Below are 24301 nucleotides of genomic sequence, written 5' to 3'. Positions count from 1 at the left end.
GGGTGGCATGATGAGCTTCTTGCGAGTTTTTCCAGCCATTCGAAGTTCTGGCGGGAACTTTTGACTACACCCGATATTTCCCATCCGAGGGCTTGCTGTTTTTCAAATGGAAAACCCCCAGCCCGGTGCCACTAACGATCGGTATGTTGGTCCAGGCCGCATGCGATGGTATTTGGGATACTGAAAAAATAGAAATCAGGGCGAGGTCTGCGCCTGCCCCTCGCGCGCCCTGATCCAGGAATCGACCTGCGAGAAGTTCAGGGAGCGTGTGCTCAGGCAAGTGGCCGCCATCGTGCAGCCCATGCTCATACCTTGGGCTCTTCGATGCCTTGGTGGAAGGCCGCTGCGCGCGCCACCAGTTCGGGGCTGGCCGAGGCGTAGCCGAAGAGACGCTCCGGTGCGAGACGGGCGATCAATCGGGGGTCGGCGGGCACCTCAATAATCGCATGTGCGGGCTGAGCGCTGTCCCGGCGCTCGGTCTTGGGCACTGGCCGTCCCTGGCTGTCGGTGATCACCGCCACCCAGGGGGTCTTGGCATGGTTGCTGCGCTGGACCACCAGGCCGTATTCGCCCGAGGCCAGGCGCACGAACTCGCCCGGCGGGTACAGGCCGAAGATCTTCACCACGGCCGTCGAGATCGGCCCACCCTTGTCCTCACGGTAGAGCTGGCGGATCGCCTCCTGCGAACTCAGCGGTGTCCGCAACACCCGCGGGCTGATCTTGGCCATGAAGACGTCGGCCACCCGCAGGGCCACGGCGATGTCGGCCACCTCGGTCAGCTTCTGGGGGTAGCCGCTGCCATCAGCGCGTTCGTGGTGTTGGGCCACGGCGGTCAGCCAGTCTGGGTCGTTGACCCCGGCTTGCGCCAGCAGTGCCAGGGCCTTCTGCGGATGGGTCTGGATGGCGCTGCGCTGGCGTTCGCGCATGGGCACGTCCTGTGTCGCCATCTCGCCCTGCAGATCGTGGATGCCGACGTTCATGGTCAGGGCGGCCTTGGCCAGACTGCGCACACGGGCCTCGGGCCAGCCCAGCTGGCGTCCCAGCAACAGGCAGACGGTGGCGGTGTGGATGGCATGCTGGTAGCCGTAATAGAAAAGTTTCACCCCCTCCTGGCGCAGGCAGCGGTACAAGGCGATCTCGGGGTGGCTGGCCAGCAGGGTCTCAAGGTGATGCAAAAAACGGTCAAGCTGGTCTGGAAACCCGACCTGCACATCCAGCGTGTCGAGCAGGCGCTTGAGCACCAGGGTGGCCTGGTTCCAGAGCTCGAAGAGGTTCGGCGCGGCCAGCACGTCGCGGGCGCGATTGGTCTGGACCTGGGTCAGTGCGGCAGCCTTGATCTCTTCGACATCGACGAAAGCACCGCGCTCCAGCAGGGAATCGAGCTGCAGGTCGGAGGTCACCACATGGCCCTTGCCGAGCAGCAGCCGGCCATGCGCGTCGCGCACATTCCACGGCAGGGGATGCCCCAGTTCGACCTTGGCGCGCGGCAGGGGCAGCATCTTCACGGCAAGGCCTCCTCGTTGTTCGCGATAGGAACATGGCCGTCGAACGGTAATCCTGCCCCGGTGTAGGGTCAAGTAGGGGGATTCCGGGCCAATGGCCCCAGAGGCGCGGAGCGGTCGGGGGCTTCAGCCGCCCGTGGGTACGGCGTCGGTGTTGACCATCCAGGGCACGCCGAAGCGGTCAACCAGCATGCCGAAGCCCGGCGACCAGAAGGTGGCGTTGTAAGGCATGGTCACCTGGCCACCCTCGGAAAGTACCCGGAACAGGCGCTCGCCCTCGGCCGCGTCGCTCACCGGCACGGACAGCACAAAGCCTTTGAAGCCTTCGAAGGCCATGTGGGCCGGCATGTCGGAGCCCATCAGCACCAGGCCGCGGGCCTGCAGGCGGACGTGCATGATGCGGTCGCGGTGCTCGGCCGGCACCGGATCGCCCGTGGGCGAGTCACCGTAGCGCAGTTGCATGAGGATCTGGCCCCCCAGGCAACGGGCATAAAAGGCGAAGGCTTCGGCGCAGCGGCCGTCGAAATTCAGATAGGCTTGCATGCAGGTCTCCTGTCGAGGGGGGGGCGAAGGTCAGGGCAGCAGGGCGGGCAACTGCAGGTCGAGTGTGCGTCGCTGATCGGGGTTCAGTTGCGACTCCAACTGGCGGGCCGAGGCCAAGAGGGCCTCCAGCAGGCCTTGCCGGCGTCGGGCCTCGTTCCAGCGCCGCTCCAGGGCCTGCAGGGCCGCCTCCTCGGTGCTGGCGTAACGGCCGCGCAAGGCCTCAGCGGCCCAGTCGACGGCCCGGTGCTGGAAGTCGTTCCAGGCCGCTTCCTGGACGGCTTCCAGCTGCAATTGCAGGCGCAGTGCCATCAGCTGGTCGGTGAACTGGTTCAGGCGCGAGTTGGGTGCGGCAAAGCCCCCTTCGGCACGCGGGCCACTGCCACCTGTGTTGCCACGTGAGCCGCCCAGGCCGCGCTTGCCGCCGAACTGGGCCTGGGCCGGGGCGGCCAACAGGCACAGGCACAGGCAGAGGCAGGTCAGGAGCTGGGCTTTCAGTGACCTCATGGGGATCGGTCGGCGCTGGGCTGGCCGCAGCTGAGTCTGCCGATGGGTCTGCTTGGTCAAGCCGAACTGTCTGTCAGGCCTCGGCTGGCCCGCGACCGGGCGGGGCGGGGCGGGGGCTCAGGCAGGGCCAGCGCCGTGGTGCGCACCAGGTCGACCAGCCATTCGCGCTCGTCCCAGTGGTCAGGGTCGATGTGGAAGTAGGGCTTGCCGCCAGGGTAGGGGGGCTTTTCGTCGGCGCTTTTGAGCAGCGGGCGCGCCGCCTCGGTGGGTTTGAGGAACAGTTGGTCATCGCAGACCAGGCCCACCGGCTTGCCGGCCAGGTAAAGGCAGTATTCGCCGAACATCTTGCGCACCGACACCGGGCCCGCCGCGGCGAGCTGGTCCAGCAGGTGGTCGATGGTGCTTTGTCTTGTCCCCATGGTGTCCTCCGTGAATGGCCGGATGGGCGCATTGTGACCGCTTTGTCGCGCCCGCAAAACCCCTGATCCGGTGGCGCTTGCGCCAGCGCAAGAAGGCGGCTTCAGGGTCGCAGGGCCCCAGCGGGCAGCCTCATCACTGGAACGCCACCTCGGCAAAACTGCGCAGTTTGCGGCTGTGCAGGCGCGCCATGCCTTCGGCGCGCAGGATCTCCAGGGCGCGGATGCCGATGCGCAGGTGCTGGTCCACCCGCTCGCGGTAGAAGTGGTTGGCCATGCCTGGCAACTTGATCTCGCCGTGCAGCGGCTTGTCGCTCACGCACAGCAAGGTGCCGTAGGGCACGCGAAAACGGAAGCCATTGGCCGCGATGGTGGCGCTTTCCATGTCCAGCGCCACGGCGCGGCTCTGGCTGAAGCGGCGCTGCGGCTGGTTGTCGGGCAGCAGCTCCCAGTTGCGGTTATCGGTGCTGGCCACGGTGCCGGTGCGCATGAAGCGCTTCAGGTCGGGGCCGGCCACCTGGGTGACGTCGCTGACCGCGGCCTCCAGCGCCAGCTGGATTTCGGCCAAGGCCGGGATCGGCACCCACAGCGGCAGTTCTTCGTCCAGCACGTGGTCCTCGCGCACGTAGCCGTGCGCCAGCACGTAGTCGCCCAGTTGCTGGCTGTTGCGCAGTCCGGCGCAGTGGCCCAGCATGATCCAGGCGTGCGGGCGCAGCACGGCGATGTGGTCGGTGATGTTCTTGGCATTGGCCGGGCCCACGCCGATGTTGACCATGGTGATGCCGCTGTGGTCGGCCCGCACCAGGTGGTAGGCCGGCATCTGCGGCAGGCGCGGCGGCGGCGCCCCCAGCTCGTCGCCGGGTTCAGCCCCCAGGCCCACCCGGCGTGTCACCACGTTGCCGGGTTCGATGAAGGCGATGTACTCGCTGCCGGGGTTCTTCATCTCTTCGTGGCCCAGGCGAACGAACTCGTCGATGTAGAACTGGTAGTTGGTGAACAGCACGAAGTTCTGGAACGCGCGTGGCGAGGTACCGGTGTAGTGGCGCAGCCGGTGCAGCGAGTAATCCACCCGCGGCGCGGTGAACAGCGACAGGGGCAGGGCCTCGCCGGGCTTGGGTGTCCAGGTGCCGTTGGCAATGCCGTCGTCCATGGCGGCCAGATCGGGCAGGTCGAACACGTCGCGCATCAACTGGCGGCGCTCGGCGCTCATCTGGCCCTCGACGTGGTCATGCTCGCTGAACGAGAAGTGCACCGGGATGGGCTGGTTGCTGGTGCCCACCTCCAGCTCGACGCCGTGGTTCTGCAGCAGCAGGGTGAACTGCTCCAGGTAGTACTCGTGGTAAAGGTCGGGCCGGGTCAGGGTGGTTTCAAAGTGACCAGGGCCGGCCACAAAGCCATAGGCCAGGTGGGCAATCTCGGGGTTCTGCATGCTGCGCGACACGGTTTCGGTGTGGATGCGCACAAAGGGGTAGCAGGCCCGCACATGGCCCGGCAGGGTTTCGCCCTGCACGAAGCGCTGCATGCTGTCGCGCAGGTGGGCGATCTGCTGGTCGTAGATGGTATGCACCTGTTGCAACGCCGATTCGGCGCTGAGATGGCGGGTCGGGGCGATGAAGGGAGGTAAATACGGCATGAGTGCATTGTGCCGGTGTTGGGTTGGGTGTCGCTGCTTCGCGCTGGTCGTTCTGCACCCTGTTTGAGGGCGGCGGCTGTGGTTGCACTTTGGTTGGTCCACTCCTTGGAGGGCCTGTTGTGCCGCTGCGCTCTGGTAGTTCTGCTCTTTGTTGTAGGGCGGAGGCCGGGATTGCGCCCCGGCGGGCGCCTCACTTTCTTTGTCTCGCCAAAGAAAGTAAGCAAAGAAAGGCGACCCGACGTGCACGCCCTGCTGCGCAGGGTTCGCTGCGCTGCTCAACTTGGGCGGGGTCTCGCTAAACTCGCTGCGCTCAAACAGACGCGAGCCCTTTTTCCGCCCAAGTCTGCGCTGCTCGCCGTGCCCGACGGGAGGGTGGGATCGGGAACCGACGGCTGCTGCTGCGCAGCGACGCCTGTTTGTTTCAATCGGAGGGCGCGGCTGCGTAGCAGCGCGGTGAGGCGTCAATGCTCTGCCCAACAGATCAAACAGCTAAACGCCAGCGCTGCTGGATGCACAAGGTTCGCTGATTTCGCCAGTGCCTTCGCAAGCTCGCCCGCACCCGATCCCGCTTGCCCCGTGGGGCAGGGCCGAGCAGCGCAGTGCCAGGGGGATCAGGCCCCGCGTCTGTTTGAGCGCAGCGAGTTTAGCGGGGACCCCCCTGGCGCGAGCAGCGCAGGGAACCACGAAGTGGCCCTGACTTCGGGTCGCCTTTTTTTGCTTACTTTTTTTGGCGAAGCAAAAAAAGTGAGGCGCCCGCCGGGGCGCAATCCCGGCCTCCGCCCTTCAACGAAGCGCTGAACGAACAGAGCGCAGCGGCAGACCCACCTCATGTTGAGTGCAACAAAGCACAAGCCCCATTCGAGCCCCCAGCCAGGGCGCAATGACCGCCAAATCACCCCCCCCAACCCCATAGCCAGGATAATCCCCCAATGAACAGTTCGAACTCCGCCCCGGTCACCCAGGGCTTCGAGGCCCTGGGCCTCCCCTCCGCCGCCCTGCAGAATCTGGTGCAGCTCGGCTACACCGCCATGACGCCCATCCAGGCCGCCAGCCTGCCCCTGACCCTGGCTGGCCACGACCTGATCGCCCAGGCCAGCACGGGCAGCGGCAAGACGGCCGCCTTCGGTCTGCCCCTGGTGCAGAAGCTCGACGCCGGCCGGCTTGACGTGCAGGCCCTGGTGCTGTGCCCCACGCGCGAACTGGCCGACCAGGTCACGCAGGAGATCCGGCGCCTGGCGCGCTCGGTCGACAACATCAAGGTGGTCACCCTGTGCGGTGGCGTGGCCTTGCGCGGCCAGACGCTCAGCCTGCAGCACGGCGCCCATGTGGTGGTCGGTACGCCCGGCCGCATCATGGACCACCTGGACCGGGGCAGCCTGCTGCTCAACAGCGTCAACACCCTGGTGCTCGACGAAGCCGACCGCATGCTCGACATGGGCTTTTTCGAAGACATCGCCTCGGTGGTGCGTCGCTGCCCGCCGCAGCGCCAGACCCTGCTGTTCTCGGCCACTTATCCAGAGGGCATCGACCAGTTGGCCGCGCAATTCATGCGAGCCCCCAAACAGGTCAAGGTGCAGGCCCAGCACGACAGCAACACCATCCGCCAGCTGTACTTCGAGGCCACCAATGCCCAGCGCCTGCCGGCCGTGGCCCAACTGCTGAACCACTTTCGCCCTGAATCCACCTTGGCCTTCTGCAACACCAAGCAGCAGTGCCGCAACCTGGTCAGCCTGCTGCAAAGCCAGGGCTTCAGCGCCCTGGCCCTGTATGGCGAGTTGGAGCAACGTGAGCGCGACCAGGTGATGATCCAGTTTGCCAACCGCAGTTGCTCGGTGCTGGTGGCCACCGACGTGGCGGCCCGCGGCCTGGATGTGGCCAACCTGCAGGCCGTGATCAATGTCGATGTCAGCCCCGATCCCGAGGTGCATGTGCACCGCATCGGCCGCACCGGGCGTGCCGGCGCCGAGGGCCTGGCCCTCACGCTGGTCAGCATGGACGAGATGGGCTATGTCGGCCGCATCGAGCAGATGCAGGGCCGCGAATCCGAATGGCAGCCGCTGGACAGCCTGACCCCCACCGGCAAGGGCCCGCTCAAGGCCCCCATGGCCACCCTGCAGATCGTGGGCGGGCGCAAGGAGAAGATCCGCGCGGGCGACGTGCTGGGCGCCATGACCGGCGAGGCCGGCTTTGCCAATGAGCAGATCGGCAAGATCAACGTCAACGAGTTCAGCACCTATGTGGCGGTCGATACCGCCATTGCGCGCGAGGCGGTGCGCCGTCTTTCGGCCGGCCGCATCAAGGGCAAGGTGGTGAAGGTGCGCCTGGTCGAAGGCGACGAGGCTTGAGCCCTCCCGCCCCCACCTTGCCTGCGCTGGGCCTGCCGGGCGCTGTTGCCCTGGTGGTGGGTGGGCAAGGCGGCGTGGGCGCGGCCCTGGCTGCGGGCCTGCGCGTGCGCCATCCGCAGGCCGGCGTCAGGGTGTCGGTGCGCCGCTCCAGCGGCGATGGGGCCCCTGCAGACGATCTGCTGATCGACCTGCAGGACGAGGCCAGCCTCGCGGCCGCGGCCCACACCCTGGCTGCCCAGTGCGCCGAGCAGGGCCAGAGCCTGCGCACCCTGGTGGTGGCCAGCGGGTTTCTGCACCAGCAGGGCGCCGGGCCCGAGCGCAGTTGGCGCCAGCTCGACGCGGCCTACCTGCAGCAGGCCTTTGCGGTCAATGCCATCGGCCCGGCCCTGCTGATCAAGCATTTCTTTCCGCTGCTGGCGCGCAGCGGCCCGGTGCTGGCGGCTTTTCTGTCGGCCCGCGTGGGCAGCATCGAAGACAACGCCCTGGGCGGCTGGTACGGCTACCGGGCCTCGAAGGCGGCCCTCAACCAACTGATGCGCACCGCCGCCATCGAGCTGCGACGCCACAACCGCGAGGCCGTGTGCGTGGCCTTGCACCCCGGCACAGTGGACACGGGCCTGTCGCAGCCCTTTGCCAAGCAGGGCCTGCGCGTGCGCCCGCCCGAGCTGGCCGCCGCCGAGATGCTGGACACCCTGGCGGCGCTGGGGCCGGCCGACAACGGCGGCTTTCGGGCCTATGACGGCAGCACGGTGCCCTGGTAGGGGCTGGTTCAGGCGGGGGGCTTGCTGCGCCCCCGGGGGCAATTGGGGACCAATTCCATGCCGAGATAGAGGTAGTAGGCGCGCACGGCCCCGCGCCCTGGGTGACGACCTTCTTCCTGCCATGTGACGTGCAAGCCCTCTGCGCTGGTGCAATACCGGACCTGCACCGGGCGGCCTCCATCTGCCCAGCGGAGCCACAGCGTCGACCCGCGTTGTCGGGCGATGACCGTGCCGACAGGCAGCAGCAAGCCCGCGAATCCCCTGTCGGGTGGGGCGGGCGTGAAGCGGGCTCGCTGTCCAGGCAGCACCTGGTCTTGCTGCATCCAGTCGCTGTCCGTCGATTCAGCGAGTTGTACGCAGCAAGCGAGCTGGGCAGGCGCCCCAGTGAAATCAAGTGCCAGGAAGGCAAACCGTCGTTCCGGGTCGAGGGGCACGCCGCCCGGGGGGATGGCGACGGCTGCCTCCGGCCTGCGCGCATCGAGCAGCCCGATCTGGGACCGCTGCGCCTGCGCCGTGGCGTGTTGAATCAGGCAGCACAGGGCTATCGCCATCAGGGTGCGCGGGCTCTGCATTTTGCTTGCCACGGCGGGATACCTATCGCCCGTCATCAGACCAATGCGGTGGGTCGGAAATCAGTTTGTGAACGCCAAAGCTGGCGCCCAGCCGGTGGAGGTCGGAGTGCGATTTGAGTTCCACGGATTGCTGGTTTGCATTGACAAAGGACTTTTTGAGATAGCCCGTGACCGTCATGTCGATGGCCTTGCCATCCGTGTGTTTGGAGGTCAGTGCAGGCTTGAAGACGATCTCAAACGCCTGCACCATCTGTTCTGCTGCCATCCGTGACTTGAGCGTGTCAATATCGCCGTCAGGTTGCGTATGGCGCCACTGAATATCGACACCTGGCATGTCCGGCACCTTGTCTGGAGACAGATTCTCCCTCGCGATGCGCCAAGCATAGTGCATCAGGTACGCCCGCTCCGGGGGGCGAGTGGTGGCGTTGATTCGAACACGTGCACCACCGTCTTCGAGAGAGGCAATGAACCTCTCGATCCGTGGTCTGAATCCTGGGCCAAGATCCTGGGTGCTTTTGCTGGTTGGGAAACGATTCGCCCACTCTCTGCCACTCAACATGCATCAACCTCCATGATTTCTGTCGCTGCTTCGGTGTCTTTCGGACGCTACCGAATATGGGCTTGAATGGCTTGGCGGCGCACCACCACATGCCCGTCGGCGCATTTGGACTTGCGAGAGGTGATCGTTCGAGACGCGTTTTTTTGGGCAAAACATGTGCCTCTCGTCCCGTGGTGTTGGCAAGGTGAGTACCCGAAGGCACCGGCCTGTTTCAAGGGTGCCAGCGGTTCGGCGGCCGCGGCCTTGGCCGGGTGTCGTCAGGCGCTGACGTTTCGGGCAGCTTGGCCAGGGCCGGCCCCACATAGTGGGCCCGGGGGCGGATCAGCGCGCCCTGCTGCACTTGTTCGATGGCGTGCGCCAGCCAGCCCACGCAACGGCTCAGCGCAAACACGGTGAAGGGGCCGTCGGCCGGCCAGCCGTGTTGCCGGGCCAGGGCGGCCAGGGCGAAGTCGACCGTGGGGTGTTCGCCGGCGCGTTGCAGGGCCAGGGTCTGCAACTCGGCAAAGCCCGGTGGCAGCCGCCCGCCTGAGGCCATCAGGCTCACCAGCAAGGTCTGGGCACGTACATCGCCGTCAGGGTACAGCGGGTGGCCGAAGGCCGGGTACAGGCGGCCGCTTTGCAGCGCGGGCGCCAGAGCCGCCTCGGCCCCTTGCGCCAGGGTGGTGTCCACCAGGGCCTGCACCTGCGCCACGGCGCCGCCATGCAGCGGGCCCGACAGGGTGGCCAGGCCACTCAGCACGCAGGCGCTCAGTGCCGCCCCGGTCGAGGCGGTGACCCGGGTGGCAAAGGTGGAGGCATTCAGCTCGTGGTCGGCCAGCAGCACCAGGGCCTGACGGATGAGCTCGGCCGCCTGGGGGCAGCCCCATTGCTGGGCCAGGCGTTGATGCAGGGGGCAACCCTGGGCTTGGGCCGGCGCATCGTCGATCAGGGCTGCGGCCACCGTCATCAGCACCGAGGCGGCCTGGGGCGCCAGGCTGTCGGCTTGGGCGCCCAGGGTGGCCGGGTCGTGGGCTGCGCGTTCGGCCAAGGCCTGCAGGGCCCGGGTCAGGGCGGGCGCCGCCGGGCTGGGGCGGTGGGGGGCGTTGGCCAGGGGCCACGCCGGGCGGGCCTGCCACAGCAGCTCGGCCACCTCTTCGAGCGTGGCGCTTTTTGACCACGCCACCGCATCGCGCCCCCGAAAGCAAAGCCGCCCCTGGTTCACGGTGGACAAGCGGGTGTCCAGCACCGGGTCGCCCCAGCGGATGGTGGCGGCGGCAATCGCCTGGTCGCGGCGGCGTCCTGCCCGTCGGGCCGCCTGCTGTTGCACGTCCTGCGCGTGGTACAGGCTGCGCCGCGGGTCGGCCGGGTCGGGGCGGCTGCGGATGGCGTGGCGGCTGACCTGGGCATACAGGGTTTGCGGACGCACCTGCAGCACGTGCAGGGCCTGTTCGGCGGTGATCCAGCCCATGGGCTCCTCATGTGTCGATGGTGTCAGCCGCCATCGTGCCAGCGGGCGGGCGAACTGCCCAGGGGGCCCGCGGGCAGGGCCTGTTGCAAGGTCAGTCCGTCGATGCTCAGGGCCGGCCGCAGGCGGCGGGCCGGGCCCCAGGCGGTGGCCTCGGGCGTGGGCAGGAGGTCGGCTTCGGTTTCGGGGGCCAGGGCCGCGGCCGGGTTTGCGCTGGGGCGCTCCTGCAGCAATTGTCCGGTGCGCGCCAGGCTGGCCCACCATTGGCTGCCCTGGCCCTGCTGCAGGCGCCGGGTGAGGCCGCGCAAGGCGGCGCAGGCCAGCAGGTAGCCGGTGGCATGGTCCAGGGCCTGCACCGGCAGCGGCACCGGCGGCGTGTCGTCGTCGCGCGTGGGGCGTCCCGCGTCGGCCACCCCGATGCTCATCTGCACCAGGCTGTCAAAGCCGCGCCGGCGGGCCCAGGGCCCGGTGAAGCCATAGGCATCGAGCGAGACGTCGACCAGTCCGGGGCGGCAGGCCTGGCGCTGTGCCGCCCCCAGCCCCAGGGCCTCCAGCGCATCGCTGCGGTAGCCATGCACCAACACATCGGCCCCCCTCAACAGGTCGTGGAATCGGGCCAGGCCGTCAGGGCTTTTCAGGTCCAGCCGGGCGCAGCGCTTGCCCAGCGTTACCTCGGGGGCCAGCGAGGGCTCGTCCCAGCCGGGCGGGTCGATGCGCAGCACCTCGGCGCCCAGGGCCGCCAGCAGCCGGGTGGCCACCGGCCCGGCCAGGATGCGGGTCAAATCGAGCACCCGCAGGCCTTGCAAGGGGCGGCTGCGCACCGGCTGCCAGCCCGGGGTGGCCGCAGGCAGGCCGGCCTGCCGCTCCAGCAACGGCGTGCTCTGCACGGCCTGCCCCTGCGGGTGGGCCTGCCACTGGCGGGCGCTGCGCAGGGCGGCGGCGCAGCCGCCTTGCGCCACCACGGCGCTTTCCAGCGCTTCGGCGGGCCAGGCCCGCACGGCTGCGGCCACGGCGGCGCGTTCGGCGGGGACGCCCAGCACGGACAAGGCTGCGGCCCGGTGCGCCGGCGCATTGGTGTGCAGCCTGATCCAGCCGTCGGCGCAGCGGTAGTCGCCGGCCACGGCGTCCCAGGCCGGGGGCAGGGCCCAGCCCTGGGGGCGCACCGACAGTGCAAACCACATCGAGGCCAGGCGCCGGTCCACCGTCACGGTCGGCGTGAGGTCCAGCCCGTGCAAGGCCTGTTCGAGGGTGGCCGCGGCCAGGCCGGCCGCCGCCATCGAGGCTGCCGCCAAGGGCGTGACCTCGAAGACCGAGGCCAGGGCGCCCTGGCCCTGGAAGCGGACGTGCGCTAGGGCCGCGGGGTCGCCTTCGACCGCCTGCCAGATCTGTTGCAGAAAGAAGGTGTCGGCGTGGTGTTCCATGAGGGGGTTCAGCAGAGGGGCGATGACTGGCCATTGAGCCCGAGTCCGGCGGGTTTGAACAGATTGATGGCAATCCTCAACAGATGAGCGAAACCCGCAAGAGGCCATTTTTTAAACTCGGTTAGACTTCTGGTCCTCTAGATGAGTTGGAGGCCGAATTGAACAAACAGCACTTGACAGTGGTGCCCCAGGGGGGCGTGGCCAACGCCGCCACGGCGCCGGTGCCGGGGCAGAGTCGCTATGGCGCCCTGGCCGCAGCCCTGCGCAGCCGCGTGGTGGCGGGTGAGTGGCCGCCAGGCAGTGCCTTGCCGGCCGAGCAACTGCTGGCGGCAGAACATGGCGTGGCTCTGGGGACCCTGCGCCGGGCCCTGGAGCTGCTGGCCGAGCAGGGCCTGATCGAGCGCGTGCATGGCAAAGGCACTTTTGTGCGCCAGGGCATTGCGGGGGCCTCGATGCTGCGCTTCTTCCGCTTTGGTGAGCACGCGGGCGTGGTGCCGGCCTCGCGCATCGTGTCGCGTCAGCGGGTGGCGGCCTCGGCAGCGGCCGCGCGGGCCCTGGGGCTGGCTCCGGGCGAGCCGGTGCTGCGCCTGCAACGCCTGCGCCTGATCGACGCCCAGCCCTGCCTGCTGGAAGACCTGTGGCTGCCCATGGACCTGTTTGCCCCCCTGGCCCTGGGTGACAGCGCCGACTGGGACGCTTTGCTCTACCCCATGTACGCCCGGGTGTGCGGCGTGCATGTGCAGCGCGCCGTGGACGACATCGGCTTCGGCCTGCTGGCTGCTGCCCAGGCGCGCCTGCTGGCCTTGCCCGCGGGCCACCCTGCGGCGGTCGTGACCCGCCAGGCCTACGACCTCAGCGGCCGCTGCGTCGAGTGGCGCACCACCCGCGGCGATGCCCATGCCTTTCACTACACCGTGACCCTGACCTGAGCCAGCCCCGCATTCACCCAGGAGACAAGACCATGAACAAAGCCATTTCCCGCATCGATCAACCCCGCCGACGCCTGTGTCTGGGCGCTGCTGCCACGCTGGCCGCCCCCTGGCTGGGCGCACAAGCGGGTCAAACCATTGCCGGCGGCCGCAACATCACCCTGGTGGTGTCCTACCCGGCCGGTGGCGGCGCCGATCTGATGGCGCGCATCGTGGCGCCGCGCCTGGCCGAGGCGCTGGGCCAGACCGTGGTGGTCGACAACAAGCCCGGGGCCAGCGGCCAGTTGGCGGCCAGCCAGGTGGCGCGCGCCACGCCCGACGGCAGCACCCTGCTGCTCGATGCCTCGTCCTTTGCCGTCAACCCTTCGCTGTATCCGCGCTTGCCCTACGACAGCGCCAAGGCCTTCACGCCGCTGGCGGTGCTGGCCACCTTCCCCAATGTGCTGGTGTGCACGCCGGGCTTCGAGGCCCAGTCGGTGCGCGATGTGCTGCGCCTGGCCCGGGCCAAACCCGGTGAACTGGCCTATGCGTCTTCGGGCAACGGCTCGGCCCAGCACCTGGCCGGCGCCTTGTTCGAGGCCCGTGCCGGGGTGCAGCTGGCGCATGTGCCCTACCGGGGCGGTGGCCCGGCCCTGAACGATGTGATGGGCGGGCAGGTGCCGCTGTTCTTTGCCAATGTGGCTTCGTCGCTGGGCCACATCCAGGCCGGCAAGCTGCGCGCCCTGGCTGTGACCAGCCGTGTGCGCACGCGGTCTTTGCCCGAGGTCCCCACCATGGAGCAGGCCGGCGTGGCCGGCTACGAGGTGCTGGAGTGGAACCCGGTGCTGGCCCCCGCCGGCCTGCCCGAACCCACGCGCCTGGCCCTGGTGGCCGGCATCCGACGCGCCCTGGCCGATCCCGAGGTGCTGGGCCGCGTGCGCCAGCTGGGCGGCGACGTGTTTGCCGATGCCTCTCAGGCCAGCGCCGGCCGCTTCATCCGTGAACAGCAGGCGTTGTGGGCCCAGGTGGTGCGCGAGCGCAAGATCTCGGTGGGGTGAGCACGATGAGTCTGGTCATTGCCCCGCCCACGGCACAAGCGCCGCCCGCAGGCTTGCCCGCCCCGGGCTGGGATTGCCATGTCCATGTGTTCGATGCCGAGGTGCCGGTGGCCGCCGGGCATTACCAGCCCGTGCATCGGCCCTTGTCAGACATCGAAGCCCTGGCCCAGGCCCACGGCGTGGGGCACCTGGTGCTGGTACAGCCCAGCGTGTATGCCTGCGACAACCAGGTGCTGCTGCAGGCCCTGGCCCACGAGCCGGGCCGGCACCGGGGCGTGGTGGTGGTCGACGCCTCGGTCACCGACGCCGAACTGGCGCAGATGCAGCAACTGGGTGTGCGTGGCGTGCGCTTCAATCTGGTGTCGCCGGTGGGCAACGGGGCGGACGATCTGGTCGCCCTGGCGCCCCGGCTGAGCGCCCTGGGCTGGCACGTGCAGTGGTATGCGCGGGCGAGCGATCTGCCCGCCATCCTGGCCTGGCACAAGCGCACCGGGCTGCCTTGCGTGCTCGATCACCTGGCCGGCCTGCAGGCAGGTCTGCCGGACGATGATCCTGCATGGCAGACGCTGGCGCTTCTGCTGACCCTGGGGGCCTGGGTCAAGTTGTCCGGCTGGTACCGCTTGGGGGCGCAAGCCCCTTATGCCGCACTGTCGGCGTCGATCCAGCGGGTGGTCAAACTGGCGGCACGCCATGCCGGGCCGGGCCAGGCGCCCCGCCTGGTCTGGGGGTCTGACTGGCCGCACACCTCATTCGCGCCGGAGGCCTTGCCGGCCTACGACAGCGTGTGGCAGCCAGTGCTGCAGTCCGTGGGGCCGGTCATGGCCCAGGCCGTGCGTGAGGCTGGGCCCCGGCTGTACGCCTGAGGCCCCCGGGCATCAGCGCAGCTGAATCTCCACCCGGCGGTTGCGTGGCTCGTCCATTTCGTCGCCGGTCTGCACGGCCAGCTCGCGCTCGCCGCGGCCCACGGCTTCGATGCGGTTGGCGGGCAGGCCTTGCTGCACCAGCAGTTCGCGCACCTGCTGGGCGCGGCGCAGCGACAGGGCGTCGTTGCCGTCGCCGTTGCCCTTGGTGTCGGTGTGACCCACCACCAGGATCTCAACCCCGGGGAAGCGGGCCGTTTCGGCCTGGATGCGTGGCAACTCGGCTTGCGATTCGCCCGTCAGTCGCGTGCCGCCAGGCTGGAAGAACAGCACGTAGCGCACGGGCTTCGGGGGCGCGATCTTGAACAAGGGGTCATAGGTCTGGCGCACCTGTTCGGGGTCGGCCCGGTCGACCACCGGGGCCTGGTTGGCCCGGCTGCTGGCGCGCTGGAAGGGCTCGACCAGCGTCTGGCTGGCGTTGCCCGATTGCACGACCACCCCAGTGGGGCGGCCATCCTCTTGGGGCAGCAGCACCACCTGCACGCGTGGCACCAGGGGCTTGGGGGGCGGCGGCGTAGAGCAACCGGCCAGCGCGGTCAAGGCCAGCAGCGAGCACAGGGCAAGGCGACGGGCGATCATGGCTGTACCTCCTCGCTCACTTCGACAATGAAGTCGGTGCCCAGCACGCCAATGGTGGAGGTCGGCGTGGTGATGCGCACCGACTCAGGGCGGGTCTTGCCAATCAGGCCGGTGATCATGCGCAGTGTGCCTTTGACCACCGAAAGCACCATGTTGCCTTCGTTGGTGGTTGAGTTGAAGCGGAACTCTTTCAGGTCCAGGGCACTGTCGGGGCCCAGCATCAAGGTGCTGCCGTCGCGCAGCACCAGGCTGACCGAGGCCCCCTTGCCGGTCTGCACCCGCTCGCTGGCCGCCACTTCGTCGCCCGAGTTCAGTGGGCGTTCACCTTGCGGGCCTCGGGCCAGTACCTGGCCATTGACCAGCTTGACGGTGGCTGCGCGCTCGCGCGCCGCGGTGGCCGCGGTCGCGCTGGTGGCTGGCGTGGTCGTGCTCGCGGGCGCCGGGGTGTTTTGTGCCCGGGCCTGGCCCATCAGCAGCGCCAAAGGCAGCAGCGCAGGCCATAAAGGCGACAAGGCGGACCATCGGGGTCTGGCGTGGGAGTGGAGGGGCTTGGTCATCGATTCAATCGTTGAGAAAGGCCCGTGCATGCAATGGCACACTGCGGCACTGCCTTGTGAAAGTGTTGAATATTAGAGCGAACAGTAACATTTCAGACGAACGGTATGTTAACAGCGCGTCTTTTTTCAATTTTTGTCAGCTATGAACTTGAAAGGGTGAGCTTTTGATCAGCGTGATTCAACGTGTCAGCGAGGCCTGGGTGGTGGTGGATGGCCAGACGGTGGGCCGGATTGGGCCGGGCCTGCTGGTGCTGGTGTGCGCCGAGCGGGGGGACACCGAGGCGGTGGCCGAGCGCCTGCTGCAGAAAATCCTCAAGCTGCGCATCTTCAGCGACGAGGCCGGCAAGATGAACCGTTCGGTGCAGGACCTGGACGGTCAGGGCCGGCCGGGTGGGCTGCTGGTCGTGAGCCAGTTCACCCTGGCGGCCGATTGCACCGGTGGCAACCGCCCCAGCTTCACCCAGGCGGCGGCCCCCGATGACGGCCGCCGGCTTTATGAGCACCTGGTGCAGCAAGCGCGCACCCAGCACACGGAGGTGGCCACGGGCATCTTTGCGGCGGACATGAAGGTGCACCTGGTCAACGACGGCCCCATCACCATCCCTTTGCGCATGAGTTGATTCAGGCGGGCTGCAGGCGCTGGGCGGCACGCATGGCGTCGTCCACGCTCCAGTACAGCGTCAGGTGGCCGTTGTGACCATCGGCCAGGCCCTGGCGCAGCAGGGCCTCGCGGGGCTTGTCCTTGACCCGGGCCAGCAGCAGCACCCGCTCTGCCTGATGCAGGGCGGCGGCGAATTCGGCCAGGGCCTCCATCACCGTGGTGTCGAAATCGTCGCTCATCTCCAGACTCAGCACCACCACGCGGGCGTTGCGCTGTTCGGCCCGCTGGCGCACCACGCTGAAGACCTGCTCGGCATTGGCAAAAAACAGCGGCTCTTCGGGCCGCATCACCAGAATGCCGGCCTGCACCCGGGTTTCGGGGTGCCGTTCGCAGTCCAGGTAGTCGCGCGTGCCGGGCAGCAGGCCCAACTCGGACACCAGCGGCTGGGCAAAGCGCCGCAGCGCCAGCAGCAGCGACAGGGCCACCGCCAACAGCATGCCGAACAGCACGCCGAAACCCAGCACCCCAGCCCCTGCCACCAAGGCCAGCCAGGCATCGCTGCCCAGGCGCAGGGTGGCGATCATGGCCTTGGGCCACAGGTTGTGCGAAAGAATGCCCGCCACCACCGCAGCCAGCACCGGCACTGGCATCAGGGCCAGCCAGGGCCGGGCCAGCCAAAGCAACAAGGCCAGTGCCAGCGCGGCGCCCAGGCCCGCCCATTGGCTGCGTCCGCCGGCCGAGTGGCTGGCCATGGCGGCCGAGAAGCCCGCACCGACGGGCAGCCCCTGCACCAGGCCGCTCACCAGATTGGCTGCGCCCAGCGCCATCAGTTCACGGTTGGCGCGCACTGTGTGGCCGTGCTGCAGGGCCAGCGAACGCACCGAACCCCAGGATTCGGCGAACAGGATCAGCAGCAGCGCCGGGGCAATTTCGGCCGCCCGCAGCCATTGTTCGGTGCGCAGCTCGGGCCATTGCCAGCCCAGGCCCTGCCAGTCGATGTCGCCGACCAGCTTCACCCCCTGATCGCCCAGACCCAGACCCGCCGACAGCGCGATGCCCAGGCCCAGCACCAGCAGCGACGGCGGCACAAAGACCCAGCGCTGGGCCACCTGGCGCAGCGTCAGCCACAGCGCCAGCGCACCAAAACCCAGGGCCAGGCTGGCCTGGTGCCACTCGGCACGGGCTTGCATCAGCTGCCACAGCAGGGGCAGCGGCAGGCTGCCATGCCCGGCCACGCCGGCCATGTGGGGCAACTGCTTGATCACGATGGTCACGGCCAGGGCCCAGGCAAAGCCACGCAACACCGGCCGCGAAATGAAGGCCCCCAGGAAGCCGGCGCGCAGCAGCCCGGCGGTGAGGAACATCAGTCCGGTCAGCCCCACCAGGGCGTAGCCCATGGCCGGACCACCGATGGCCACGGCCGAGGCAAAGACCGCTGCAGCGGACGAGGTGGGCGCCACGATGGCGAAGCGGCTGCTGCCCAGCAAGGGGTAGACGCAAAGCCCCACCAGCGCGGCGATCAGGGCGTGAAGGGGCTCGACCCCGGCAATGGCGGCATAGGCCACGGCCTCGGGCAGCAGCACGCCGGCCACCGACAGGCCGGCCAGCAGGTCGGCACCGTGGCGGCGCAGCAGCCCCGGGGGGGCCGCCTCGGTGACCGGGTCTGGCGGGGGCAGGGGGGTGCTGGCGGGATCAGAGGTGGACATGGCGGAAAGAGCCGCACCGGCGTGGGCCAGGGGCGGATGGGACGGGGCGGGGCCGACCCGACCCCAGCGCGGGCGTGCGGGCGGCGGGTTCAGGATGGCCTGATGCGCCTTGGGCGTCAATAAGGGTTTGGGAAGCCCAGCGCGCCCAGCAACAGGATCTCGAGCGTTTCCATCTCGAGCGCATCGCGTTCGTTGGTTTCGTGGTCGTAGCCGCAGGCATGCAGGGTGCCATGCACCAGCAGGTGGGCGTAGTGGGCCTGCAGCGGCTTGTTCTGTTCCTGGGCCTCGCGCTCGACCACCGGGGCACACAGCACCAGGTCGGCCATCACCACCGGGCTTTGCGCGTAGTCGAAGGTGAGCACATTGGTGGCGTAGTCCTTGCCCCGGTAGGCCAGGTTGAGCTCGCGCCCTTCCTCACTGCCCACGATGCGCACCGTGATCTCGCCCGGCTGAGGCAGGGCATGGCGGATCCAGCGCGTCACCTGGGCGCGGGGCAGGGCGGCGCGGTGGGCCGCGGCGTCGGGGAAGCGGGCGAATTGCAGCGACAGCGAGAGTTCAGGCAAGGACATGGACGTGGGCGGATGGGGTGTCATCGGAGAGGGCGGGGCAGGCTCAATCGGCATTGCGCCGCGCGGCGGTACCGGGGCGGCCCGCGGCGTCGTAGGCGTCCACGATGCGGGCCACCAGCGGGTGGCGCACCACGTCGGCACTGGTGAAGCGGCTCACCGCAATGCCCTTGACGCGCTTGAGCACGCGCTCGGCATCGATCAGCCCGCTGGGCGCCCCCTTGGGCAGGTCGATCTGGCTCACGTCGCCGGTCACCACGGCCTTGGCGCCGAAGCCGATGCGGGTGAGGAACATCTTCATCTGCTCGGGCGTGGTGTTCTGCGCCTCGTCGAGGATCACGAAGGCGTTGTTCAGCGTGCGCCCACGCATGAAGGCCAGCGGGGCGATTTCGAGCGCGTTGCGCTCAAAGGCCTTTTGTACCTTGTCGTAGCCCATCAGTTCGTACAGCGCGTCGTACAGCGGACGCAGGTAGGGGTCGACCTTCTGCGTCAGATCGCCGGGCAGAAAGCCCAGACGCTCGCCGGCTTCCACGGCCGGGCGGGTCAGCACGATGCGCTGCACGGCGCTGCGCTCCAGTGCGTCCACCGCGCAGGCCACGGCCAGGTAGGTCTTGCCGGTGCCGGCCGGGCCGATGCCGAAGGTGATGTCGTGGGTGGCGATGTTGTCCAGGTACATGGCCTGGGTGGGGGTGCGGGCACGCAGGTCGGCGCGCCGGGTGCTCAGCACCACCTGGCCGCCCGGGGCCTCGGGCAGGGCGGTGTCGCCGGCCAGCATCAGCTGCACGGTCTCGGCTGGGATCGGCCGCTCGGCGATCTCATACAAGGCCTGCAGCACTTCCATGGCCTGGGTGGCGCGGGCCTTGGGGCCGTCCACCTTGAACTGCTCGTGCCGGTGCGCGATGCTGACCTGCAACCCCGCCTCGATGCTGCGCAGGTGCTCGTCCATCGCGCCGCACAGGTGGCCCAGGCGCAGGTTGTTGTGGGGAGTGAAGGTGTGTCTGACGATCAAGCTGATAATTCCGGCCGAAGGGCCCCGAGACGGGGCCGCAAGGACTGCAATGATAGGCAAATTGACCGGAACCCTCGCAGACAAGAACCCACCGCAGCTGTTGGTGGACTGTCATGGCGTGGGTTATGAAGTGGACGTGCCCATGAGCACCTTCTACAACCTGCCCGGCCTGGGCGAGAAAGTGTCGCTGCTGACGCACTTCGTGGTGCGTGAGGACGCGCAGATTCTGTATGGCTTCGGCACGCCCGGCGAGCGCGATGCATTTCGCCAGCTGATCAAGATCAGCGGCGTGGGCCCGCGCACGGCCCTGAGCGTGCTCTCGGGCATGAGCGTGAACGAGCTGGCCCAGGCCATCACCCAGCAGGAGTCGGGGCGCCTGGTCAAGGTGCCCGGCATCGGCAAAAAGACGGCCGAACGCCTGCTGCTCGAGCTCAAGGGCAAACTCGGCGCCGAAATCGACCTGCTGCGCCCCGCCGCCGCCAGCGACGCCCAGGCCGACATCCAGCAAGCCCTGCTGGCGCTCGGCTACAACGACAAGGAGGCCGCCGCCGCCCTCAAGGCCCTGCCCCCCGACGTCGGCGTCAGCGAAGGCATCAAACTGGCCCTCAAGGCTCTGGCAAGGTAAGGCATTGGCCAGAAGCCCTTTGGGCTGACGGCAGCGATGCGTCAGCGAGCGTCTGGGTGTTGAGGCCGCGAGGCCTCCAGCCGGCCAGCAACGAAGAGGTCAGCCCGCCGCCCGGCCGCCCGAAGGCGGGCTGCGGCCCCCCTGGGGGGCAGGGAGTGACACGCAGTGCACGACCGTGGGGGCTAACAGTTCAGCCCGCCGCCGGGCCGCCCCAAGGCGGGCTGCGGCCCCCCTCGGGGGGCAGGGAGTGACACGCAGTGCACGACCGTGGGGGCCACATCAACAGCCTTGTTCCCCGATCCGCTGCAGCATCCGGTGATCCCGCACCAGCAGGCGCCCGGTGGCCACCTGGATGGCATTGAGCTGCTCCAGCCGCTTGAGCTGCTGGTTGATGCGCTGGCGTGAGGCCCCGAGCAGGCTGGCCAGCTCGTGCTGCGCCATGTCCAGCACCACCCGGGCCGGGCCCCCTTCGCCGAGCGGGCCCGCCTGGCCGGCCATCAGCGCCAGTTGCTTGGCCAGGCGCTGGCCCAGGCTGAGTGATTTGAGGTCGTCGGTGCGCTCCATCAGGCGCCGGGTCTGCAAGGCCGACTGGCTCAGCAGCGAAGGGCCGAAGCTGGGGTGGCGCTGCAGCAGGCCGGCCATGGCGGTGCGGGGGATGCGCACCACGGTGGTGTCGCGGTGGGCCACGGCATACACCCCAGGCTCGTCGGGGCCCAGGTCATCGCCGGCCGCATCACCCGCGGGCCCCAGGCTGAACCATTGGCCCGGGCCGGCAAAGTCGAGCGTGTGGGGCAGGTCGCTGAAGGCCTCGCTGCAGATGCGAACGGCGCCTCGCACGCAGCCCATCCAAGGGTGGTGCTGTCCGCCCAGCGGGTCGGCCAGGGGTTGGCCGTCGCGGTAGCGGTCGATCTGCAGCACCCGCAGGATGTCGTGGCGCAGCAGCGGGGTCAGCGAGGCAAACCAGGCATCGCGCTCCAGGGCCTCTCGTTCGTCGCGGTGCAGCCGCGGGGGGTCGTCGGGCAGTTGGAAATGTGCCACCCGCATGGCGTTACTGGACACGGCGTTATCTCCTTGAGGTCATGGCTGACAAGCCGGCCGATTGAACCCGCACAGCGGTGCTCCGTGCGCCGGCGGCCGGATCGGCGGCGTCACTGCCTAGGCCTGCGGCAACGCTCGGTGGGGGGCGGGGCGTTGCCGTCCAAGGCCCGACATCTCCGTGGATGGGCTTTAAATGTCAATCTTGTTGACGAACGTTCGATTCTTCAGCCTCAACCGAGGGCTGTCAATGGATCGGACCTGATCGGCGCTGGGTGTTTACCCGGGGTTGGCCCGTCAGCGCTCGTCGGGGCTCCAGGGCTGGGCTAGCAGTTCGCGCAGGGTTTGCACCGCCGGGGCGCCGATCTGCTGGGCGATCTCGGCTTCGATGGCCTCGATCTCTTCGGCCGCGCTGTCCGACATGGCCCAGCCGCGCTGGGTGAAGCGCAGCAGCTTGACCCGGCCATCGGTCTCGCTGGCCACGAATTCAACCAGATTCAGGGCCGCTGCTTCGCGGGCCAGTTGGTGCACGGCCTGGCGCGACACCCCGAGCCTGCGGGCCAACTCGGACAGCCCGACCGGCCGCCCGCCCAGGTGGGTGAACAGCCGACTCATGGCGGCCGTGACCTCGCCATACCCATTGCGCGCCGCGCGGGCCAGCATGCGCTGCTCGATCCATTCGTAGCGGGTCAGCAGCAGGTGCCGCAGCAGGGTCTTGTGCGCTTTCATGGCGCGATTGTGACCCGGTTCGCTGGCTTTGCTGCTCCGGGTTTGTCAGGTGGTCTTGACTTGTTGGGCCGGTCTCAGCGGCAGCCTGCGCAGGCGTTCACCGCTCAGTGCAAACCAGGCATTGGCCACCGCTGGCGCCAGGGGCGGCGTACCGGGTTCACCCACGCCGCCGGGCGGTGCCTGGCTGGGCAGCAGCACGGTGTCGATGTGCGGCATGTCGGCCAGGCGGATCGCGTCGTAGTCGGGGAAGTTGCGCTGCTGCACGCGCCCGGCCTGCAGGGTGATTTCGCCCATCAGGGCCGCGCTCAGGCCGTAGACGATGGCGCTTTGCAGTTGCGCGGCCACCGTGTCGGGGTTGACCACGGTGCCACAGTCGAGGGCCGCCACCACGCGGTGCACGCGCAGCCGGCCGCCCTCGGCAGCCACCTCGGCCACCTGGGCGCAGACCGAACCGAAGGATTCATGCAGGGCCACGCCGAGCGCACGTCCCGCCGGCCGGGGCTGGCCCCAGCCTGCGCGTTCTGCCGCGGCCTTCAGCACCGCCTGGTGTCGCGGCTGCCGGGCCAGCAGGCTGAGTCGATAGGCCACCGGATCCTGCCGGGCCGCATGGGCCAGTTCGTCGAGAAAGCACTCGGTGAAGAAGGCGTTGTAGCTGTGGCCGACGCTGCGCCAGCTGCCCACCGGCACCGGCGTGGCGCAGCGCATCTGGCGCACCTCCAGGTTGGGCACCGCGTAGGGCAGTTCGAAGGCGCCCTCGATCTGATTCTTGTCGGGCATGTCCATGGCCAGGCTGGGCAGCAGGCGTTGCATGGTCGACAGGCCGATCGAGGGGGCGGCCACGCTGTTGCGCCAGGCCAGGGGGTGGCCCTGTTCATCCAGGGCAGCCTCGAAGCGGGCCATGGCCGCGGGGCGGTACATGTCGTGTTGCAGGTCTTCCTCGCGCGACCAGGTCAGTTTGACCGGCGCGCCCTGCGTGCGCAGGGCCACGGCCACGGCTTGCTCCACCATGTCGGATTCGAGCCGGCGGCCGAAACCGCCGCCCAGGTAAGGCACATGCACGGTGACCTGATCGGTATCGACATCGGCCACCCGGGCGGCCAGCCATTGGGCCAGCGAGGGCGCCTGGGTGCCGCACCACACCGTGACCCGCCCGCCCTTGACCTGGGCGGTGCAGTTCACGGGCTCCAGCGCAGCGTGGGCCAGGAAGGGCACCTCGTACTCGGCCTGCAGACGTTGCGGCGCCGGGGTCTGGGCCAGCACTGCGGCGGCGTCGCCTTGGTGGCGAAAGCGTGTGCCGGGGGTCTGCAGGGCCGCTCGCAGCTGGGCCGACACGGCGGCCGAATCGAGCTGGGCATGGGGGCCTTCGTCCCATTGCAGCGGCAGGGCGTTGACGGCCTGCTGCGCGGTCCAGGTGTTGCCGGCCAGCACCACCACGGCCTGGTCGTTCAGGGTGATCACGTCTTTCACACCGGGCAGGGCCCGTGCGGCCTGCAGGTCGAAGGGGTGCAGACGGCCGCCGAACACCGGGCACTGCCGGATCGCGCCATACAGCAGGCCGGGCAGGCGGGTGTCGATGCCGAAGCGCGCCTGGCCGTTGACCTTGGCCGGGATGTCGATGCGGGGCACGGGCTGGCCGATCAGGCGGCGCGCCGCGGAGGGCTTCATCGCCACGTCTTCGGGGGCCGGCAGGGCCGCGGCAGCCTGGGCCAGTTCGCCGAAGCGCAGGGCCCGGCCGCTGGCGGCATGCCGCACCACGCCTTCTTGCACCGTCAGCTCGGCCAGCGGCACCTGCCAGCGCTGGGCCGCGGCGCCCAGCAGTTGCTGGCGCGCCGTGGCGCCAGCCAGGCGCAGGGGCTCCCAGGCATCGCGGATGCTGGATGAGCCCCCGGTCACCTGCAGGGCCAGCGCATAGCCCACCGTCTGCAACGAGGCCCGGGTCAGGCGGGCCAGCAGGCCGTCATCGTCGGGCAGCAGGGGCGAGACGTTCAGCAGCAAGGCGGTGTTGGCGTACACGCGGGCCAGCGGTGCGGCTTCGACGCTGACCTGCTCCCAACGGGCGTCCAGTTCGTCGGCCAGCAACTGGGCCAGGCCGGTGTGCACACCCTGGCCCATCTCGGAGCGCGGTGCGGCCACGATCACCCGGTCATCGGGCGTGATCTTGACCCAGGCATTCAGGGCCACCTGGCCGTCCACTGGCTCGAAGGTGGCGCCTTCGCCCAGGCGCTGGGCGCTGCAGCCCACCAGCAGGCCGCCACCGAGCGCCGCGCCGGTGAGCAGGAAACGGCGGCGGTTCAGTGTGGGGCTCATG

The 24301-nt window shown here is 68.9% G+C and carries 24 protein-coding genes and 1 pseudogene; 8 read left to right on the top strand and 17 right to left on the bottom strand.

From position 1 onward, the window contains the following. Positions 1-35: 35 nt before the first annotated feature. Positions 36-233: pseudogene (locus AC07PT_RS19840) on the top strand (DUF1493 family protein); the annotation flags it as partial. A 72-nt stretch (positions 234-305) separates the two neighbouring features. On the opposite strand, the gene AC07PT_RS19835 reads toward AC07PT_RS19840, so the two are convergent. From AC07PT_RS19835 to AC07PT_RS19815, 5 genes are all read right to left on the bottom strand, one after another. Further along, a complete protein-coding gene (locus tag AC07PT_RS19835; protein WP_494657910.1) occupies positions 306-1499 on the bottom strand; it encodes an HD-GYP domain-containing protein in 1194 nt (397 codons plus the stop codon). A gap of 129 nt (positions 1500-1628) precedes the next feature. Further along, positions 1629-2045: a VOC family protein gene (locus AC07PT_RS19830; protein ID WP_494657816.1), complete on the bottom strand. Its 417-nt coding sequence runs from the start codon at positions 2043-2045 to the stop codon at positions 1629-1631. Between the two features lie 30 nt (positions 2046-2075). After that, entirely contained in the window at positions 2076-2549 is a 474-nt protein-coding gene (locus tag AC07PT_RS19825; protein ID WP_494657815.1) for a hypothetical protein, read from the bottom strand. Between the two features lie 56 nt (positions 2550-2605). Next, the gene (locus AC07PT_RS19820) at positions 2606-2968 is read right to left on the bottom strand and encodes a TfoX/Sxy family protein (RefSeq protein ID WP_494657814.1); all 363 of its coding nucleotides are present in this window, start codon (positions 2966-2968) and stop codon (positions 2606-2608) included. 133 nt (positions 2969-3101) lie between these two features. Beyond that, positions 3102-4598: an AMP nucleosidase gene (locus tag AC07PT_RS19815; RefSeq protein WP_492350171.1), complete on the bottom strand. Its 1497-nt coding sequence runs from the start codon at positions 4596-4598 to the stop codon at positions 3102-3104. A 929-nt stretch (positions 4599-5527) separates the two neighbouring features. On the opposite strand from AC07PT_RS19815, the gene dbpA reads away from it, so the two are divergent. After that, complete coding sequence (gene dbpA, locus AC07PT_RS19810) at positions 5528-6943, top strand: ATP-dependent RNA helicase DbpA (RefSeq protein WP_494657813.1); 1416 nt, start codon at positions 5528-5530, stop codon at positions 6941-6943. After that, on the top strand, positions 6940-7704 hold the full coding sequence (locus tag AC07PT_RS19805; RefSeq protein ID WP_494657812.1) for an SDR family NAD(P)-dependent oxidoreductase: 765 nt from the start codon (positions 6940-6942) through the stop codon (positions 7702-7704). The genes dbpA and AC07PT_RS19805 overlap by 4 nt, the downstream gene beginning before the upstream one ends. An 8-nt stretch (positions 7705-7712) precedes the next feature. Here the strand turns inward: AC07PT_RS19805 and AC07PT_RS19800 are convergent, their stop codons facing one another. The 4 genes from AC07PT_RS19800 to AC07PT_RS19785 form a co-directional block, all read right to left on the bottom strand. After that, positions 7713-8288, bottom strand: a complete 576-nt coding sequence (locus AC07PT_RS19800; protein ID WP_494657811.1) for a hypothetical protein — start codon at positions 8286-8288, stop codon at positions 7713-7715. A 10-nt stretch (positions 8289-8298) separates the two neighbouring features. Continuing rightward, a complete protein-coding gene (locus AC07PT_RS19795; protein ID WP_494657810.1) occupies positions 8299-8667 on the bottom strand; it encodes a hypothetical protein in 369 nt (122 codons plus the stop codon). Positions 8668-9046: 379 nt separating this feature from the next. Then, positions 9047-10282 (bottom strand): citrate synthase, encoded by a 1236-nt coding sequence (locus AC07PT_RS19790; RefSeq protein WP_494657809.1) that lies wholly within the window; start codon positions 10280-10282, stop codon positions 9047-9049. Between the two features lie 23 nt (positions 10283-10305). Beyond that, positions 10306-11700 (bottom strand): CoA transferase, encoded by a 1395-nt coding sequence (locus tag AC07PT_RS19785; protein WP_494657808.1) that lies wholly within the window; start codon positions 11698-11700, stop codon positions 10306-10308. 158 nt (positions 11701-11858) lie between these two features. Between AC07PT_RS19785 and AC07PT_RS19780 the strand changes: the two genes are divergently transcribed. From AC07PT_RS19780 to AC07PT_RS19770, 3 genes are read left to right on the top strand one after another with little or no spacing between them, the layout of a single operon-like run. Next, complete coding sequence (locus tag AC07PT_RS19780; protein ID WP_494657807.1) at positions 11859-12629, top strand: GntR family transcriptional regulator; 771 nt, start codon at positions 11859-11861, stop codon at positions 12627-12629. Positions 12630-12661: 32 nt separating this feature from the next. Beyond that, positions 12662-13666: a tripartite tricarboxylate transporter substrate binding protein gene (locus AC07PT_RS19775; RefSeq protein ID WP_494657806.1), complete on the top strand. Its 1005-nt coding sequence runs from the start codon at positions 12662-12664 to the stop codon at positions 13664-13666. Positions 13667-13671: 5 nt separating this feature from the next. Then, positions 13672-14529 (top strand): amidohydrolase family protein, encoded by an 858-nt coding sequence (locus AC07PT_RS19770; RefSeq protein ID WP_494657805.1) that lies wholly within the window; start codon positions 13672-13674, stop codon positions 14527-14529. A gap of 12 nt (positions 14530-14541) precedes the next feature. Here AC07PT_RS19770 and AC07PT_RS19765 read toward each other — a convergent pair whose 3' ends face one another. Both AC07PT_RS19765 and AC07PT_RS19760 read right to left on the bottom strand, forming a co-directional pair. Beyond that, positions 14542-15165 (bottom strand): OmpA family protein, encoded by a 624-nt coding sequence (locus AC07PT_RS19765; protein ID WP_492350342.1) that lies wholly within the window; start codon positions 15163-15165, stop codon positions 14542-14544. Continuing rightward, on the bottom strand, positions 15162-15722 hold the full coding sequence (locus tag AC07PT_RS19760; RefSeq protein WP_492350341.1) for a FecR family protein: 561 nt from the start codon (positions 15720-15722) through the stop codon (positions 15162-15164). The genes AC07PT_RS19765 and AC07PT_RS19760 overlap by 4 nt, the downstream gene beginning before the upstream one ends. 164 nt (positions 15723-15886) lie before the next feature. Here AC07PT_RS19760 and dtd point away from each other — a divergent pair, with 164 nt between their 5' ends. Beyond that, the gene (gene dtd / locus AC07PT_RS19755) at positions 15887-16342 is read left to right on the top strand and encodes a D-aminoacyl-tRNA deacylase (RefSeq protein WP_492350340.1); all 456 of its coding nucleotides are present in this window, start codon (positions 15887-15889) and stop codon (positions 16340-16342) included. A 1-nt stretch (position 16343) separates the two neighbouring features. Here the strand turns inward: dtd and AC07PT_RS19750 are convergent, their stop codons facing one another. The 3 genes from AC07PT_RS19750 to AC07PT_RS19740 form a co-directional block, all read right to left on the bottom strand. After that, positions 16344-18029, bottom strand: a complete 1686-nt coding sequence (locus tag AC07PT_RS19750; RefSeq protein WP_492350339.1) for a SulP family inorganic anion transporter — start codon at positions 18027-18029, stop codon at positions 16344-16346. A gap of 116 nt (positions 18030-18145) precedes the next feature. Then, on the bottom strand, positions 18146-18598 hold the full coding sequence (ybeY, locus tag AC07PT_RS19745; RefSeq protein WP_492350338.1) for an rRNA maturation RNase YbeY: 453 nt from the start codon (positions 18596-18598) through the stop codon (positions 18146-18148). A gap of 43 nt (positions 18599-18641) precedes the next feature. Further along, the gene (locus AC07PT_RS19740; protein WP_492350337.1) at positions 18642-19604 is read right to left on the bottom strand and encodes a PhoH family protein; all 963 of its coding nucleotides are present in this window, start codon (positions 19602-19604) and stop codon (positions 18642-18644) included. Positions 19605-19653: 49 nt separating this feature from the next. On the opposite strand from AC07PT_RS19740, the gene ruvA reads away from it, so the two are divergent. Next, the gene (gene ruvA / locus AC07PT_RS19735) at positions 19654-20229 is read left to right on the top strand and encodes a Holliday junction branch migration protein RuvA (protein WP_492350336.1); all 576 of its coding nucleotides are present in this window, start codon (positions 19654-19656) and stop codon (positions 20227-20229) included. A 279-nt stretch (positions 20230-20508) separates the two neighbouring features. Here the strand turns inward: ruvA and AC07PT_RS19730 are convergent, their stop codons facing one another. From AC07PT_RS19730 to AC07PT_RS19720, 3 genes are all read right to left on the bottom strand, one after another. Next, a complete protein-coding gene (locus tag AC07PT_RS19730) occupies positions 20509-21288 on the bottom strand; it encodes a Crp/Fnr family transcriptional regulator (RefSeq protein WP_492350335.1) in 780 nt (259 codons plus the stop codon). Between the two features lie 273 nt (positions 21289-21561). Beyond that, positions 21562-21993: a MarR family transcriptional regulator gene (locus AC07PT_RS19725; protein WP_492350334.1), complete on the bottom strand. Its 432-nt coding sequence runs from the start codon at positions 21991-21993 to the stop codon at positions 21562-21564. A 45-nt stretch (positions 21994-22038) separates the two neighbouring features. Continuing rightward, the gene (locus tag AC07PT_RS19720) at positions 22039-24300 is read right to left on the bottom strand and encodes a xanthine dehydrogenase family protein molybdopterin-binding subunit (protein WP_494657804.1); all 2262 of its coding nucleotides are present in this window, start codon (positions 24298-24300) and stop codon (positions 22039-22041) included. Position 24301 lies beyond the last annotated feature (1 nt).

This window comes from Curvibacter sp. GW821-FHT09D12 (assembly GCF_059416245.1).
This window is presented reverse-complemented; position numbering and strand designations above follow the sequence as displayed.

Bases quoted from the DNA above. Each gene is read 5' to 3' on its own strand.
- AC07PT_RS19795 (WP_494657810.1), bottom strand. From the start codon at position 8,667: ATGCACTATGCTTGGCGCATCGCGAGGGAGAATCTGTCTCCAGACAAG.
- ruvA (WP_492350336.1), top strand. From the start codon at position 19,654: ATGATAGGCAAATTGACCGGAACCCTCGCAGACAAGAACCCACCGCAG.
- AC07PT_RS19770 (WP_494657805.1), top strand. From the start codon at position 13,672: ATGAGTCTGGTCATTGCCCCGCCCACGGCACAAGCGCCGCCCGCAGGC.
- AC07PT_RS19720 (WP_494657804.1), bottom strand. From the start codon at position 24,300: ATGAGCCCCACACTGAACCGCCGCCGTTTCCTGCTCACCGGCGCGGCG.
- AC07PT_RS19750 (WP_492350339.1), bottom strand. From the start codon at position 18,029: ATGTCCACCTCTGATCCCGCCAGCACCCCCCTGCCCCCGCCAGACCCG.
- ybeY (WP_492350338.1), bottom strand. From the start codon at position 18,598: ATGTCCTTGCCTGAACTCTCGCTGTCGCTGCAATTCGCCCGCTTCCCC.
- AC07PT_RS19725 (WP_492350334.1), bottom strand. From the start codon at position 21,993: ATGAAAGCGCACAAGACCCTGCTGCGGCACCTGCTGCTGACCCGCTAC.
- AC07PT_RS19785 (WP_494657808.1), bottom strand. From the start codon at position 11,700: ATGGAACACCACGCCGACACCTTCTTTCTGCAACAGATCTGGCAGGCG.
- AC07PT_RS19835 (WP_494657910.1), bottom strand. From the start codon at position 1,499: ATGCTGCCCCTGCCGCGCGCCAAGGTCGAACTGGGGCATCCCCTGCCG.
- AC07PT_RS19825 (WP_494657815.1), bottom strand. From the start codon at position 2,549: ATGAGGTCACTGAAAGCCCAGCTCCTGACCTGCCTCTGCCTGTGCCTG.
- AC07PT_RS19760 (WP_492350341.1), bottom strand. From the start codon at position 15,722: ATGACCAAGCCCCTCCACTCCCACGCCAGACCCCGATGGTCCGCCTTG.
- AC07PT_RS19775 (WP_494657806.1), top strand. From the start codon at position 12,662: ATGAACAAAGCCATTTCCCGCATCGATCAACCCCGCCGACGCCTGTGT.
- AC07PT_RS19830 (WP_494657816.1), bottom strand. From the start codon at position 2,045: ATGCAAGCCTATCTGAATTTCGACGGCCGCTGCGCCGAAGCCTTCGCC.
- AC07PT_RS19820 (WP_494657814.1), bottom strand. From the start codon at position 2,968: ATGGGGACAAGACAAAGCACCATCGACCACCTGCTGGACCAGCTCGCC.
- AC07PT_RS19790 (WP_494657809.1), bottom strand. From the start codon at position 10,282: ATGGGCTGGATCACCGCCGAACAGGCCCTGCACGTGCTGCAGGTGCGT.
- AC07PT_RS19815 (WP_492350171.1), bottom strand. From the start codon at position 4,598: ATGCCGTATTTACCTCCCTTCATCGCCCCGACCCGCCATCTCAGCGCC.
- AC07PT_RS19765 (WP_492350342.1), bottom strand. From the start codon at position 15,165: ATGATCGCCCGTCGCCTTGCCCTGTGCTCGCTGCTGGCCTTGACCGCG.
- dbpA (WP_494657813.1), top strand. From the start codon at position 5,528: ATGAACAGTTCGAACTCCGCCCCGGTCACCCAGGGCTTCGAGGCCCTG.